Source organism: Actinomadura soli, assembly GCF_005889715.1.
Lineage (GTDB): Bacteria > Actinomycetota > Actinomycetes > Streptosporangiales > Streptosporangiaceae > Spirillospora > Spirillospora soli.
In genome coordinates this window covers 1-13648 of sequence record NZ_VCKW01000227.1, presented here as the reverse complement: position 1 = coordinate 13648, position 13648 = coordinate 1, and the positions used below count along the sequence as shown (strand labels likewise).

At 72.3% G+C, this 13648-nt stretch carries 11 protein-coding genes; 6 read left to right on the top strand and 5 right to left on the bottom strand.

Annotation, left to right across the window (positions count from 1 at the left end; all coding sequences use genetic code 11):
- Positions 1-3 precede the first annotated feature (3 nt).
- Both ETD83_RS31935 and ETD83_RS31930 read left to right on the top strand, forming a co-directional pair.
- A complete protein-coding gene (locus ETD83_RS31935) occupies positions 4-819 on the top strand; it encodes an ABC transporter permease (protein WP_138648930.1) in 816 nt (271 codons plus the stop codon).
- 74 nt (positions 820-893) lie between these two features.
- Positions 894-2138, top strand: a complete 1245-nt coding sequence (locus tag ETD83_RS31930; RefSeq protein WP_171064549.1) for an MFS transporter — start codon at positions 894-896, stop codon at positions 2136-2138.
- Between the two features lie 86 nt (positions 2139-2224).
- On the opposite strand, the gene ETD83_RS31925 is transcribed toward ETD83_RS31930, so the two are convergent.
- Together ETD83_RS31925 and pdxR are read right to left on the bottom strand one after the other, a co-directional pair.
- Positions 2225-2455 carry a hypothetical protein gene (locus ETD83_RS31925; RefSeq protein ID WP_138648926.1) on the bottom strand — a complete coding sequence of 77 codons (231 nt, stop codon included), beginning with the start codon at positions 2453-2455 and terminating at the stop codon, positions 2225-2227.
- Between the two features lie 29 nt (positions 2456-2484).
- Complete coding sequence (gene pdxR / locus ETD83_RS31920) at positions 2485-3912, bottom strand: MocR-like pyridoxine biosynthesis transcription factor PdxR (RefSeq protein ID WP_138648925.1); 1428 nt, start codon at positions 3910-3912, stop codon at positions 2485-2487.
- A gap of 114 nt (positions 3913-4026) precedes the next feature.
- Here pdxR and ETD83_RS31915 point away from each other — a divergent pair, with 114 nt between their 5' ends.
- The 4 genes from ETD83_RS31915 to ETD83_RS31900 all read left to right on the top strand — a co-directional run bounded on the left by ETD83_RS31915 (position 4027) and on the right by ETD83_RS31900 (position 9525).
- Complete coding sequence (locus ETD83_RS31915) at positions 4027-4953, top strand: DMT family transporter (protein WP_138648924.1); 927 nt, start codon at positions 4027-4029, stop codon at positions 4951-4953.
- A 61-nt stretch (positions 4954-5014) separates the two neighbouring features.
- On the top strand, positions 5015-6655 hold the full coding sequence (locus tag ETD83_RS31910; RefSeq protein ID WP_138648923.1) for a fumarate hydratase: 1641 nt from the start codon (positions 5015-5017) through the stop codon (positions 6653-6655).
- Between the two features lie 126 nt (positions 6656-6781).
- Complete coding sequence (locus ETD83_RS31905; protein ID WP_138648922.1) at positions 6782-8038, top strand: serine/threonine-protein kinase; 1257 nt, start codon at positions 6782-6784, stop codon at positions 8036-8038.
- Positions 8039-8118: 80 nt separating this feature from the next.
- Entirely contained in the window at positions 8119-9525 is a 1407-nt protein-coding gene (locus ETD83_RS31900; RefSeq protein WP_138648921.1) for a class II fumarate hydratase, read from the top strand.
- 24 nt (positions 9526-9549) lie between these two features.
- Here the strand turns inward: ETD83_RS31900 and ETD83_RS44000 are convergent, their stop codons facing one another.
- The 3 genes from ETD83_RS44000 to ETD83_RS31885 form a co-directional block, all read right to left on the bottom strand.
- A complete protein-coding gene (locus ETD83_RS44000; protein WP_205718000.1) occupies positions 9550-10476 on the bottom strand; it encodes an aggregation-promoting factor C-terminal-like domain-containing protein in 927 nt (308 codons plus the stop codon).
- A 651-nt stretch (positions 10477-11127) separates the two neighbouring features.
- Positions 11128-12495, bottom strand: a complete 1368-nt coding sequence (locus tag ETD83_RS31890; protein ID WP_205717999.1) for a PhoH family protein — start codon at positions 12493-12495, stop codon at positions 11128-11130.
- Between the two features lie 150 nt (positions 12496-12645).
- Entirely contained in the window at positions 12646-13461 is an 816-nt protein-coding gene (locus ETD83_RS31885; RefSeq protein WP_138648927.1) for an isoprenyl transferase, read from the bottom strand.
- Positions 13462-13648 lie beyond the last annotated feature (187 nt).

Sequence of the window (13648 nt, the reverse complement as noted above, 5' to 3'; positions counted from 1 at the left end):
GGTATGACCGTGCAGGCTGGGGCGGCCGGGCGGGCGGAGCGGGCGCCGCGGCTGCGGCGGTTCGAGTTCGCGCCGGTGGCGGGCATCTGGCGGCACGAGCTGGCCCTCTACAAGAGGTATTGGAAGTCGCAGTCGTTCGCCTCGATGGTGGAGCCGACGTTCTTCCTGCTCGCCTTCGGCTACGGGTTCGGCTCGATGGTCGCGGTGATCGGGAACTACCGGTACCTGGACTTCGTCGCGACGGGCGTCGTCGGCACGGCCGCGCTGTTCACGTCGGTGTTCCCGGGGATGTTCAACGGCTACATCAGGCGCGTGTTCCAGCACACCTACGACGGGATGCTCGCCGCGCCGGTGGACGTCCACGAGCTGGTGACGGCCGAGGCCCTGTGGATCGCGGCGAAGTCGTCGGTGTACTCGTGCACGCCGATCGTCGTGGGGATGTTCTTCGGCCTCGACCCCGCGTTCGGGATGCTGCTGGTGCCGTTCGTGACGTTCTTCACCGCGCTCGGGTTCGGCCTGTTCGGGATGTGGACGTCCTCGGTGGTCCCGTCGATCAACTCGTTCGACTACGTGATCACCGGTGTGGTGACGCCGCTGTTCCTGATCGCCGGGACGTTCTTCCCGATCGACTCGCTGCCCGGCTGGGCGCAGAACATCTCCTACCTCAACCCGCTCTACCACTGCGTGGAGCTGGTCCGGGACGCGGTCTTCGGCCTGGACCCGCTGGCCGACCTGGGGCATCTGGCGGGCCTGATGGTGTTCGCGGCGCTGATGTGGCTGATCGCCGTCCGCGGCATGCGCAAACGCCTCATCGACTGACCGCGCGTCCCGGCCCCGAGGTACGCTGACGCGAATCTTCTTCACATTGCGTTGCCGCGGAGAGGCAGGGCCGCATGGGTCAGGGCAGCGCCGGACGGGGCATCACCGCGCGTGACCGCCGTTCCCGGTTCTCCGCGTACGCGGCGTTCGCCGTCCAGGGGCTCTGCTTCGCGTCGCTCGTGACGCAGGTCCCGCAGATGCAGAAGGCCCACCGGCTCAGCGACGCCACGCTGTCGCTGGTGCTGCTGACGGTGCCGCTGATCGCCGGGGTCGGGAGCGTCGCGTCCGGCGCCCTGTTCCGGCGGTTCGGCAGCGGACCGGTGCTGCGCGTCTCCCAGCCCGCCGTCGCCGTCACGATCGCCCTGATCGGCCTCACCGGCGACAACGACCTCGCCCTCTACGGGGCGGTAGCGGCGTTCGGCCTGTTCGTCGGCGCGGTGGACGCCTCGATGAACGCGCAGGCCATCGCGGTGGAGCGCCGCTATGGCGTCAGCCTGATCACCGGCTTCTACGCGGTGTGGAGCGTCGCCGGGATCCTCGGCGGCCTGTGGGCGTCCCTCACCAACAGGATCGACCTGTCGCTGTTCACGGGCTTCGCGGTCGCCGCCGCCGTCGGGATCGCGGCGTCCCTCGCGACCGGGCACCGGCTCTACGCCCGCGCGGAGGAGGGCGGCGGGCCGACCGCCGAGGAGCTGAAGGCGGCCGGACGCAGCGTCCCGTGGCGGCCGATCCTCGTCGTCGGCGCCGCGATGGCCGTCGCCTACCTCGCCGACTCCGCGATCTCCAGCTACGGCGCGAAGTACCTGGACGACGAGCTGTCCGGCAGCGACTGGATCGCGCCGCTCGGGTACGTCGCGTACCAGGTCGCCATGGTGATCAGCCGCGCCGTCGCGGACCTCGCCGTCCGCCGGTCCGGTCCCGTGCGGGTCGTGCGGCTCGGCGGCGCCGTCGGCATCGCGGGCATGATCGGCGTGGTCGCGGCGCCGAACGCGGCCGCCGCCATCGCCGCGTTCGCGGTCGCCGGGCTCGGCCTCGCCGTGATCGCCCCGGTGTCCTTCTCCGCCGCCGGACGGGTCGACCCGACCGGCCTCGGCGTGGCGGTCGCCCGCGTGAACATCTTCAACTACGTCGGGTTCGTCCTGGGGGCGGCCGTCGTCGGCGCCATCGCCCCGCTCAGCGCGGACCACGGCCTGCGCCTGGCGTTCATCGTCCCTACGGTCCTGATCCTGGTCGTCTTCGCCACCGCGAGGGGGTTCGATCCCGTCCCGGTCAAAGGCGCCCGGCCGGACTCCCCCGCCATGGAACGGCCCGTCGCCTGACGCGTCCCGCAACGCTCAAAGCCCCCGTCCGCGCAGGACGCGCGAACGGGGGCTCGAAACCGCGAATGGCCAGGTGCTACGGACGGTCAGGCGTCTTCGAGGGCGGTGACGGCGCGCTCGCCTTCCGCCAGGGCCTGCTCCGGGGTCAGGTCCTGCAACGCGCGGCTCAGTGCCACTTCGGCGGCGTCGGCCGCGGCCCGGAGGGTCACGGCGTGCTCCTGCGCCCTTTCGAGGTCGCCCAGGCCGACACAGTCGAAGGCCACCTGCGCGTCGTGGCCCGCCATCTTCAGTTGCCGTGCGGCCTCTTCAAGACTCATCAACAACTCCTACCTCGGGGATGCTTGTCCTACCCCTCGGCACCCTCCATAACCGCTTGACCCAGCAGCTGGGCGGCTTTCACCAAGCGCTGCTCGGAGAGACACGCGTAGCCGAGGACGAGGGCGGGCCTGGCGTGGCCCGCGCGTCCCGGCGACCACATGGGACGGGCGCCCGCGACGGCCACGCCGGCCCGCGCGGCGCGGGCCACGACGGCGTCCTCGTCGCATCCTCTGGGGAGTTCCACGTAGAGGTGGATGCCCGCTGAGACGCCGCGAACCACGGCTCCGGGCAGGCGGGCGTTCAGCGCCCCGGCCAGCGCGTCCCGCCGGGCCCGGTACCGGCGCCGCATCGTGCGCAGGTGCCGGTCGTATCCGCCGCCCCTGATCAGCTCGGCGAGCGCGTACTGCTCCAGGACGGGCGCCCCGAGATCGGTGGTGCCGCGGTGGTCCCGCAGCCGCTTGGCGACGGCCGGGGACGCGACGGCCCAGCCGAGCCGCAGCGCCGGCGCGAGCGACTTGCTCACCGAGCCGAGCAGGACGACGCGGTCGGGGTCGACGCCCTGGAGGCAGCCGACCGGTTCGCGGTCGTAGCGGAACTCGGCGTCGTAGTCGTCCTCCAGGATCAGGCCGTCGACGTCCCGCGCCCAGGCGATCAGCTCGGCGCGCCGGGACGGGGACAGCACGACGCCGGTCGGGTACTGGTGCGCCGGTGTGACGAGGACGGCCCGCGCCCCGGTGCGGGCGAGCGCGGCGACGTCCAGCCCGTCGGCGTCGACGGGGACGCGGATCACCCGCAGGCCGGACGCGTCCAGCATCGGCAGCTGCCGGTCGCTGGTCGGGTCCTCGACGGCGAGCAGCGTGTGCCCGCTCGCGCGCAGCAGCCGCAGCAGCGCGGACAGCCCCTGCGCCACCCCGTTCATGATCACGACGCGGCCGGGGTCGGCGTGGGCCGCGCGGACCCGGCCGAGGTAGCCGGCCAGCTCGGCGCGCAGCGCGGGGACGCCGCCCGGGTCGGGGTAGGTGAGCGCCTCGTGCGGCAGCGCGCGGAGCGCGGCGCGGGCGGCCGCGATCCAGCGCTCGCGCGGGAACGCCGACAGGTCCGGCTTGCCCGGCCACAGGTCGTACGTGGGCGGGGGCGCGGGATCGGGCCGGGGCTCCCGGGACGGACCCGGCACGCCGTTCGACGCCGCCGGGGACGCCTCGTCCGGACGGGCCAGCGGCGCGATGCGGGTGCCGTCACCGCGCCGCGCGACCAGGAACCCCTCGGCGGTCAGCTGCTCGTAGGCGGCGACCACCACGCCGCGCGAGACGTCCAGGTCGCGCGCCAGGTCGCGGCTCGACGGCAGCCTCGTCCCGGCGGTGAGCCGGCCTGTGCGCACGGCGGTGCGGAAACCTGCGGCGATCTGCGCGGCGAGCCGGCCCGCGGACCGGTCGAGCGGGAGATGAAGGTCGGTCACATGACTCTCAGCGTCAAGAGGGAGTGCGAACGTCACGGACCGCACAATGGTCCATATTCTCACCCGATGATTGGCTCTGTCGGATGGACCAAGCAGGATTCTAGCGTTCCGTCCATGAACACCTCTCACAAGCGCGGCATGGCGGGGGCCGGGTCGGCGATGTTCCTCGTCGGGACGCTGACCGCCGTGTCCGCGACGATCGCCGCCTATCCCGTGTTCGGCGGCCAGGCGGCGCGGTACGCGGTCGCCGCGCTGGTCCTGCTGATCGTGGTCCGGTTCGCCGGCGGCCCGGCGCGCCGCCCCTCCCTCCGGGACTGGCTGCTGCTGGCGGCGCTGGCCGGGACGGGCCTGGTCGCGTTCAACGTCTGCATCGTCGCGGCCACCCGGGACACGAGCCCGGCCACGATCGGCACGGTGATCGCGACGGTGCCGATCGTGCTGGCGCTGATCGGCCCGCTGCTGGAGGGGCGCCGCCCGGCCCCGGCGCTCGTGCTGTCGGCGTGCGTGGTCGCCGCCGGGGCCGCGCTCGCCAACGGGCTCGGCGGCGGCAGCGTCCGCGGGCTGCTGCTGTCGCTCGGCGCGCTCGCCGGAGAGGTGTGCTTCTCGCTGCTGGCCGTCCCGCTGCTGCCCCGGCTCGGCGCGCTGCGGGTCTCGGCGTACTCCTCCGCGCTGGCCGCGCCGATGCTGCTGGCCGTCGGCCTCGCCGTGGACGGGACGGCGGTCCTCCGCACCCCCACGGCCGGTGAGCTGGCGGGCTTCACCTACCTCTCGGTGGTCGTCACCACGATCGCGTTCCTGCTCTGGTACAGCTCCATCGGACGGCTCGGCGCCGACCGGGCCGGGCTGTTCGCGGGCCTGATCCCGGTCAGCGCGGTGATCACGACGGTGGTGCTCGGCATCGACCGGCCGGGCCCCGCCGACCTCGCGGGCGCCGCGCTGGTCGCGGCGGGCGTCGTCGTCGGCCTGCGCGCCCGCGTCGAACCGCGCGGGCCCGTCTCGCCCGGTGAGGCCGTCGCCCCCCGTGAACCCGCGCTTCCCTAGCCCGTAACCTGTGATTCCGTAGACACCGCCCCCTTCGGAATCGCGCGAGGATCTGCCTGAGATGCCTGAGTTCTCCTTCACCGACCTGCTGCCGCTCGGCCCGGACGAGACCGACTACCGTCTCCTGACCTCCGGCGGGGTCTCCACCTTCGAGGCCGACGGACGGACGTTCCTGCAGGTCGAGCCGGAGGCTCTGCGGCTGCTCACCGAGACCGCGATGCGCGACATCTCGCACCTGCTGCGCCCCGCGCACCTGGCGCAGCTCCGCCGGATCCTGGACGACCCCGAGGCGTCCCCCAACGACCGGTTCGTCGCGCTGGACCTGCTGAAGAACGCGGGGATCTCGTCCGGGGGCGTCCTGCCCATGTGCCAGGACACCGGGACCGCGATCGTGATGGGCAAGCGCGGCCAGCACGTCCTGACGGACGGGAACGACGAGGAGCACATCTCGCGCGGCGTCTACGACGCGTACACGAAGCTGAACCTGCGCTACTCGCAGATGGCGCCGGTGACGATGTGGGACGAGAAGAACACCGGCAGCAACCTGCCCGCGCAGATCGAGCTGTACGCGGCCCCCGGCGAGGCGTACAAGTTCCTGTTCATGGCCAAGGGCGGCGGCAGCGCGAACAAGTCGTTCCTCTACCAGGAGACGAAGGCCGTCCTGAACCCGAAGCGGATGATGTCCTTCCTGGAGGAGAAGATCCGCTCGCTCGGCACGGCCGCGTGCCCGCCGTACCACCTGGCGATCGTGGTCGGGGGCACGTCCGCCGAGTACGCGCTGAAGACCGCCAAGTACGCGTCCGCCCACTACCTGGACGCCCTGCCGACCGGGGGCTCGCCGCTCGGGCACGGGTTCCGCGACCTTGAGCTGGAGCTCCAGGTGTTCGAGCTGACGCAGAGGCTCGGCATCGGCGCGCAGTTCGGCGGCAAGTACTTCTGCCACGACGTCCGCGTGATCCGGCTGCCGCGGCACGGCGCGTCCTGCCCGGTGGCGATCGCGGTGTCGTGCAGCGCCGACCGGCAGGCCCTCGCCAAGATCACCGCGGAGGGCGTGTTCCTGGAGCGGCTGGAGACCGAACCGGCGCAGTACCTGCCCGAGACGAGCGACGAGCATCTGGACGATGAGGTCGTCCAAATCGATCTGAATCGTCCGATGGCGGAGATCCGGGCCGAGCTGACCAAGTACCCGGTGAAGACGCGGCTGTCGCTCACCGGCCCGCTCGTCGTCGCCCGCGACATCGCGCACGCCAAGATCAAGGAGCGGCTGGACGCGGGCGAGCCCATGCCGCAGTACCTGCGCGACCACGCCGTCTACTACGCGGGCCCGGCCAAGACGCCGGAGGGCTACGCGTCCGGCTCGTTCGGCCCCACCACGGCCGGGCGCATGGACTCCTACGTCGAGCAGTTCCAGGCCGCCGGCGGCTCGCTCGTCATGCTGGCGAAGGGCAACCGGTCCAAGCAGGTCACCGATGCCTGCAGGGAGCACGGCGGCTTCTACCTCGGCTCGATCGGCGGCCCCGCCGCCCGCCTCGCCCAGGACTGCATCAAGAAGGTGGACGTCCTGGAGTACCCGGAACTCGGCATGGAGGCCGTCTGGAAGATCGAGGTCGAGGACTTCCCCGCGTTCATCGTCGTGGACGACAAGGGAGAGGACTTCTTCGCCGACACCACGGGGCCCGTGCTGAGCATCGGCAGGCGCTGACGAACGGCAGCCCCTGCCGCCGTTTCCTGATACTTCTTGCCTTTAGGTCATATTGACAGCCCGAAAATGAGGTTGGTCCCGAGGTCTCTCCGATGACCGCCTGGCCACTCCGGTATCTTTTCCGCCATGTCACGGTCAGAGCGCCTCGTTCTCGCGGCGCGCTACCGGTTGGTCGCGGAAATAGGTCAGGGCGCCAACGGCACCGTGTGGAGAGGGCATGACGAACTCCTCGATCGCGCCGTGGCGATCAAGGAGCTCCGGCTCCCCGAGGACCTCACCGAGGACGACCGGGTGGTCTTCTACCGCCGCACCCTCCGGGAGGCGCGCGCGCCCGCACAGCTGCGCACGCACTCCATCGTCGAGGTGTATGACGTGGTCATCGAGCAGGGCCGCCCCTGGATCGTGATGGAGATGATCGAGGCGCCCAGCCTCGAACAGCTCATCGAACGCTCGGGCCCGCTGCCGCCCGAGCGGGTCGCGCACATCGGCCGCGCCCTGCTGGACGCCCTCGCCACCGCGCACAAGGCCGGGATCGTCCACCGCGACCTCAAGCCCAGCAACGTGCTGCTGGACGGCGACCGCGTCGTCCTCACCGACTTCGGCCTCGCGTTCTCGTCCGGGTCGGCCAGCCTGACGAAGACGGGCCACTTCATGGGCTCGCCCGCGTACGTGGCGCCCGAGGTGGCCCGCGGCGAGAAGGCGACGCCGCGCTCCGACCTGTGGTCGCTCGGCGCGACGCTGTACGCCGCGCTGGAGGGCCGTCCGCCGTTCGAGCGCGAGAACGTGATGGCGACGCTGAGCGCGCTCGCCACCGAGTCGACCCCCGCCCCGCAGAACGCGGGCGGGCTCACCCCGGTGATCATCGGGCTGCTGGAGAAGAACCCGACCCGCAGGCTCAGCCACGCCCGCGCCGTCGACCGGCTCGAACGCGCCGTCGCCGGCCCCCGGTCGGGGCGCCGCGGCCACACGCCCCGCTACCGGCTGATGGTCGTGATCGGGCTCGTCGGCGCGACCGTCGCGTCCTGCGGGATCGGCGCCACCGCGCTCATCCTCGGGATGACGCGGGAGAACCCGGGGGCGTCGGCCCCGACCGAGGCGCCGTCCAGCCCGGCGGGCGGCGCGCAGGGCCTTCCGTCCGGCGTCGAGACCAGCACACTGGTCATCCGCGCCCGCAACGCCGTCTGCAAGATCTTCGTGTCGGTCCCGGGCGGCGCCGTGCTCAGCGACGAGACGCTGCAGGAGGGCGAGGCCCGCCGGTACGACCAGCCGCGCCTCAACGCGGTCGTCTACGACGCGTCCGCCTGCGACGTCTGGGTCAACGGCCTGCGCAAGCCCCTCGGGTCCCCCGGTGAGCGGAAGAACTACTCGCTCGCCAAGGAGTGACACGCCCCACCCCGGGGAATGCGGGAGCCACCCGCCCGGCTGCCACGGGTGGCGGCCACGGACGCGAAGGGGAGGCTTGGATGGGCGAGCAGGGGTTCCGCGTCGAGCGCGACTCGATGGGCGAGGTCCGCGTGCCGGCGACGGCCAAGTGGCGGGCGCAGACGCAGCGCGCGGTGGAGAACTTCCCGATCTCGGGACGGACGCTTGAGGCGTCGCACATCGCCGCGCTCGGCCAGATCAAGGCCGCCGCGGCGACCGTGAACGCCGAGCTCGGGGTGCTCGACGACGACCTCGCCCGCGCGATCACCGCCGCCGCCCGCGAGGTCGCGGCCGGCCGGTGGGACGACCAGTTCCCCATCGACGTGTTCCAGACCGGGTCCGGGACGTCGTCGAACATGAACGCCAACGAGGTCGTCGCGACGCTGGCGGAGGAGCGGCTCGGCCGTCCCGTCCATCCGAACGACCACGTGAACGCGTCACAGTCGTCGAACGACGTGTTCCCTTCGTCCATCCACATCGCGGCCACCGGCGCCGTCGTGAACGATCTGATCCCCGCGCTGCGCCATCTGGAGGCAGCCCTCGCACGCAAGGCGGAGGAGTTCCGGACGGTCGTCAAGTCGGGCCGCACCCACCTCATGGACGCCACGCCCGTCACGCTCGGGCAGGAGTTCGGCGGGTACGCGGCGCAGGCCGGGCACGGCGTGGAGCGGCTGGAGGCCGTCCTGCCGCGGCTGGCCGAGCTGCCCCTGGGGGGCACGGCGGTCGGCACCGGCATCAACACCCCCGGCGGCTTCGGCGGACGCGCCATCGCCGAGATCGCGCGGGCCACGGGCCTGCCGCTGACGGAGGCCCGCGACCACTTCGAGGCGCAGGGCGCGCGGGACGGCCTGGTCGAGGCGAGCGGCGCGCTCCGCACCGTCGCGGTGAGCCTCACCAAGATCGCCAACGATCTGCGCTGGATGGGCTCGGGCCCGCGCGCCGGGCTCGCCGAGATCCGGCTGCCCGACCTGCAGCCCGGCTCGTCGATCATGCCGGGGAAGGTGAACCCGGTGATCCCGGAGGCGGTCGCGCAGGTCGCCGCGCAGGTCATCGGGAACGACGCGGCGGTCGCGTTCGGCGGCGCGTCGGGAAACTTCGAGCTGAACGTGATGCTGCCGATGCTGGGCCGCAACGTCCTGGAGTCGATCACCCTGCTGGCGAACGCGTCACGGCTGCTCGCCGACCGCTGCGTGGACGGCGTCGAGGCCGACGCCGACCGGATGCGCGAGTACGCCGAGTCGTCGCCGTCGATCGTGACGCCGCTCAACCGCTACATCGGGTACGAGGAGGCGGCGAAGGTCGCCAAGCAGGCGCTCAGGGAGCGCAGGACCATCCGCGAGGTGGTCCTGGAACGCGGCTACGTGGACGACGGGAAGCTGACCGTCGAGCAGCTCGACGCGGCGCTGGACGTCCTCGGGATGACGAACGTGTCCCGTAAGCCCTCCTGAGCGCCCGGGACGCGCCGGGACGGGTCAGTACCAGCCGACCGACTGGGAGTGCGACCACGCGCCGCACGGGCTGCTGTAGCGGTCCTTGATGTAGCCGAGGCCCCACTTGATCTGCGTGGTGGCGTTGTTCTGCCAGTCGGGCCCTGCGCTGGACATCTTGGAACCTGGATTGGCCTGCGGAATGCCGTACGCCTCGGACGAGGGGTTGTCCGCGTGCACGTTCCAGTGGCTTTCCTTGTTCCACAGCTTCACCAGGCAGCCGAACTGGCCGTCGCCGGTGAACCCGAAGCCCGGCATCAGCTTCTTGGCGATCTCCTGCGCCTCGCCCGCCGGGACCGGGTCGCCGATCGGGCCGGTGCCGCCGCCGCCCTCGTCCGGCTTCTTGGTCGGGACCGGCGTCCCCTTCGGGTGCAGGGACGGGCTCTCGCCCCCGTCCTGGCGCGTCGCGCGGGAGGCGCGGTCGAGGGCCAGCTTGCGCCGCTGCTCCTCCAGGACCTTCGGGTCGACCTTCGGCGCGGCGTCGGCGAGCTGCTTGGTCGGCTTGACGGTCGCGTCGTCGCCGCCGGAACCGCCGGTCAGCGCGAACGCGGCGACGGCCCCGCCGCCGATCACCACCGCGGCGCCCGCGGCGACGGCGACGATCCGCATGCCGGTGCGCCCGCCGGAACCTCCTCGTCCGCCGGACCCCGCTCGCCCGGCGGAGGGGCGCTGCGCGTGCCGTCCGGACACGAGCTCGTCGCGGGGCCCCTCGGCGAACACTCCGGTGCGGAGCGGCTCGGCCGCCGGGACGGCCCCGAAGCCGAGCGTGTCACCGGCGGGCGCACCGCCGACCTGGGTCGGGGCGCTGCCCGCGACCTTGACGTCGTCCTCATGCGGCGCGGCCTGCCCGAACGGGTCGGACGGCGCGTACGGGTCGGACGGCGCGAACTGATCGGACGGCCCGGACCGCACGGGCGGCGCGGGCGGTGCCGCGAACGACCCGGTGGCCTGGATCGGGACCTGGGGGGCCGGGTGCTCCGGAGCCGGGATCGGCTGGGCCGGGGCGGGACCCCCGCTCGTCCACGGGCCCTGGGGGTCGAAGTTCTGTCGATCGTCTCGCCTAGGGGACCCTGGATGGTCTCCGTACAAGGCGGTCCTTCCGACGGTCGCACGCGCATGGACACGCGTCCGAGCTGCTTCACCCCTGGTCCATCCGGCCGCCCTGGAGGTCTCGGCGGCCCCGGACCCGGGCCGGCGCCGTGCCCGTCGCGCGTGTCGTCAAGGGGACGCGCTCCGGTCCGGCACCGTTCGGGGGTGCTTACGGGGAGACACAATGCCCGAGGCCAAGGGAGGCTTCGCAACCGAAACGAGACGAAAGCTGCGGCTGGGACGCTTGTCAACTCACCGGGCGAACCACCGAAACCGCAACGGGACCAGGGGATCCCGGGCCCCGAGCACCAATCTGTGACCTTCATCACAAACCCACCGTGCGGGGTTTGGCGATCACGGTCCGTAGACATGATCCCTGACGTTCTGAGACGGCCAACCCCGGCGGACCGCTCGCGCGGCACCGCCGGGGTTCACTCGCTTCAGCCGGGTCCCGGCCGGTGGCTCAGCCGGGGATCAGCCGCCGACGTCGCCGAGCAGGTCGGTGACCAGAGCGGCGATCGGCGACCGCTCCGACCGCGTCAGCGTCACATGCGCGAACAGCGGATGCCCCTTGAGCTTCTCCACCACCGCCGCGACGCCGTCGTGCCGCCCCACCCGCAGGTTGTCGCGCTGCGCCACGTCGTGCGTCAGGACGACCCGCGACCCCGCGCCGATCCGCGACAGGACGGTCAGCAGCACGCCGCGCTCCAGCGACTGCGCCTCGTCCACGATCACGAACGCGTCGTGCAGCGACCGGCCCCGGATGTGGGTGAGCGGCAGGACCTCCAACATGTCACGGTCCACGACCTCGTCGATGACGTCCGGCGTCGTGACGGCCGACAGGGTGTCGTAGACGGCCTGCGCCCACGGCGACATCTTCTCGTTCTCCGAGCCGGGAAGGTAGCCGAGCTCCTGGCCGCCGACCGCGTACAGCGGGCGGAACACCACCACCTTGCGGTGCTGCCGCCGCTCCATCACGGCCTCCAGGCCCGCGCACAGGGCCAGGGCCGACTTGCCGGTGCCGGCCCGGCCGCCGAGCGAGACGATGCCGACGTCCTCGTCCATCAGCAGGTCGAGCGCGATCCGCTGCTCCGCGGACCGGCCGCGCAGCCCGAACACCTCCCGGTCGCCGCGCACCAGCTTCACCGACTTGTCCGGCTGCGTCCGGCCGAGCGCCGAGCCGCGCTCCGACAGCAGCCGAAGCCCCGTGTGGCACGGCAGGTCCCGCGCCTCGTCCACGTCCGCGGACCCCGAGTCGTACAGGTCCTCCAGGACCCCGGCGGGCACCTCCAGCTCCCGCATGCCCGTCCAGCCGGACTCCACGACGGCCAGCTCCGCCCGGTACTCCTCGGCGGTGAGGCCGACCGCGGACGCCTTCACCCGCATCGGCAGGTCCTTGGAGACCAGGACGACGTCGCGCCCCTCGCGCGCGAGCCACGCCGCGACCGACAGGATGCGGGTGTCGTTGTCGCCGAGCCGGAACCCGTCCGGCAGCACGCTCGGGTCGGCGTGGTTCAGCTCGACGCGGAGCGTGCCGCCCTGGTCGCCGAGCGGGCCGTCCACGGACACGGGCTCGTCCAGCCTGCCGTGCCGAAGCCGCAGGTCGTCCAGCATGCGCAGGGCCTGCCGGGCGAAGTACCCGAGCTCGGGGTGGTGCCGCTTGGCCTCAAGCTCGGAGATCACGACGATGGGGAGTACGACCTCGTGTTCGGCGAACCGGGTCAGCGCTCCCGGGTCGGCGAGCAGGACGCTGGTGTCGAGGACGTACGTGCGCCGGTCCGGGATCGGAGTCCCGGAGGTGTTCCCGGACGGACCGGGACGGCGCGCGGAGGTTGTGGCCACTCGATCTCCCTGATGATGGGGGACGTACCAGTGAACACATTTCGTCCGGCGTGTCCGCGCGGGCGTGGCCCGCCCGGACCTCCCGTGGAGGAAAGGTGTCCATTGGCGCGCCGGTCCGCCGCGCGGGCGGTGGAGGCCGGAGGCCGGCCGTCAGGTACCGTAGCGCCGGTGCCGCGCGGCGTACGAGCGCATGGCCCGGAGGAAGTCGACCTTGCGGAAGTCCGGCCAGTGGACCTCGCAGAAGTGGAACTCCGAGTGGGCGCTCTGCCAGAGCATGAAGCCGGAGAGACGCTGCTCCCCCGAGGTGCGGATGACCAGGTCCGGATCCGGCTGGCCGCGCGTGTAGAGATGCTCCGCGATGTGCTCAACGTCGAGGATCTCGGCGAGTTCCTCGATGCTGGTGCCCCGGCTCGCCTGCTCGATGAGCAGTGAGCGCACCGCATCAGCGATCTCACGCCTACCCCCATACCCAACCGCGACGTTCACAATCAGGCCGGGGGCGTCCGATGTGGCCTCACCCGCGTCTTTCAGGACACGGGCGGTCTTATCGGGCAGCAGGTCGAGGGCGCCGACGGGCTTGACGTGCCAGCCGTCGGACGCGAGCTGCCGGACGGTGTTCTCGATGATCTCCAGCAGCGGGTCCAGCTCGGCGGCCGGACGGTTCAGGTTGTCGGTGGACAGCAGCCACAGCGTGACGTGCTCCACCCCGGCCTCGGCGCTCCACTGCAGCAGCTCGGAGATCTTCTGGGCGCCGCGCTGGTGCCCGGAGTTGACGTCGGCGAGGCCCATCGACCTGGCCCAGCGGCGGTTCCCGTCCAGGATCACGCCGACGTGGCGCGGCGTGACGTCCTTCGGCAGCGACGCCTCGACCCGGTGCTCGTACATCCGGTAGACGACGTCGCGGACGGCCGCGTAGGGGCCGCTGTGGCGGATGGCGGAGGTCAGCCGTCCACCGGCCGTCCGCATGCCGGTGCGCGGCTTTCCCGTACGCCGAACCCCCATGTGGGCTTCCCTTCGAGCGGCCGTCCCTGGCGGGAGAACGCTCAATTATGGCCCGACGGCGCTACTTATCTCACCGTTCCCGTCATGTCAGGCTAATGCGCGGGCCCCTCCGGCCTTACCATCCGGCCTGCTCCGGCCCGTGCCCCTGTGG

Coding starts and splice junctions, on each gene's coding strand:
- ETD83_RS31935 (WP_138648930.1), top strand. CDS start 4: ATGACCGTGCAGGCTGGGGCGGCCGGGCGGGCGGAGCGGGCGCCGCGG.
- ETD83_RS31930 (WP_171064549.1), top strand. CDS start 894: ATGGGTCAGGGCAGCGCCGGACGGGGCATCACCGCGCGTGACCGCCGT.
- ETD83_RS31925 (WP_138648926.1), bottom strand. CDS start 2,455: ATGAGTCTTGAAGAGGCCGCACGGCAACTGAAGATGGCGGGCCACGAC.
- ETD83_RS31915 (WP_138648924.1), top strand. CDS start 4,027: ATGAACACCTCTCACAAGCGCGGCATGGCGGGGGCCGGGTCGGCGATG.
- ETD83_RS31910 (WP_138648923.1), top strand. CDS start 5,015: ATGCCTGAGTTCTCCTTCACCGACCTGCTGCCGCTCGGCCCGGACGAG.
- ETD83_RS31905 (WP_138648922.1), top strand. CDS start 6,782: ATGTCACGGTCAGAGCGCCTCGTTCTCGCGGCGCGCTACCGGTTGGTC.
- ETD83_RS31900 (WP_138648921.1), top strand. CDS start 8,119: ATGGGCGAGCAGGGGTTCCGCGTCGAGCGCGACTCGATGGGCGAGGTC.
- ETD83_RS31885 (WP_138648927.1), bottom strand. CDS start 13,461: ATGCGGACGGCCGGTGGACGGCTGACCTCCGCCATCCGCCACAGCGGC.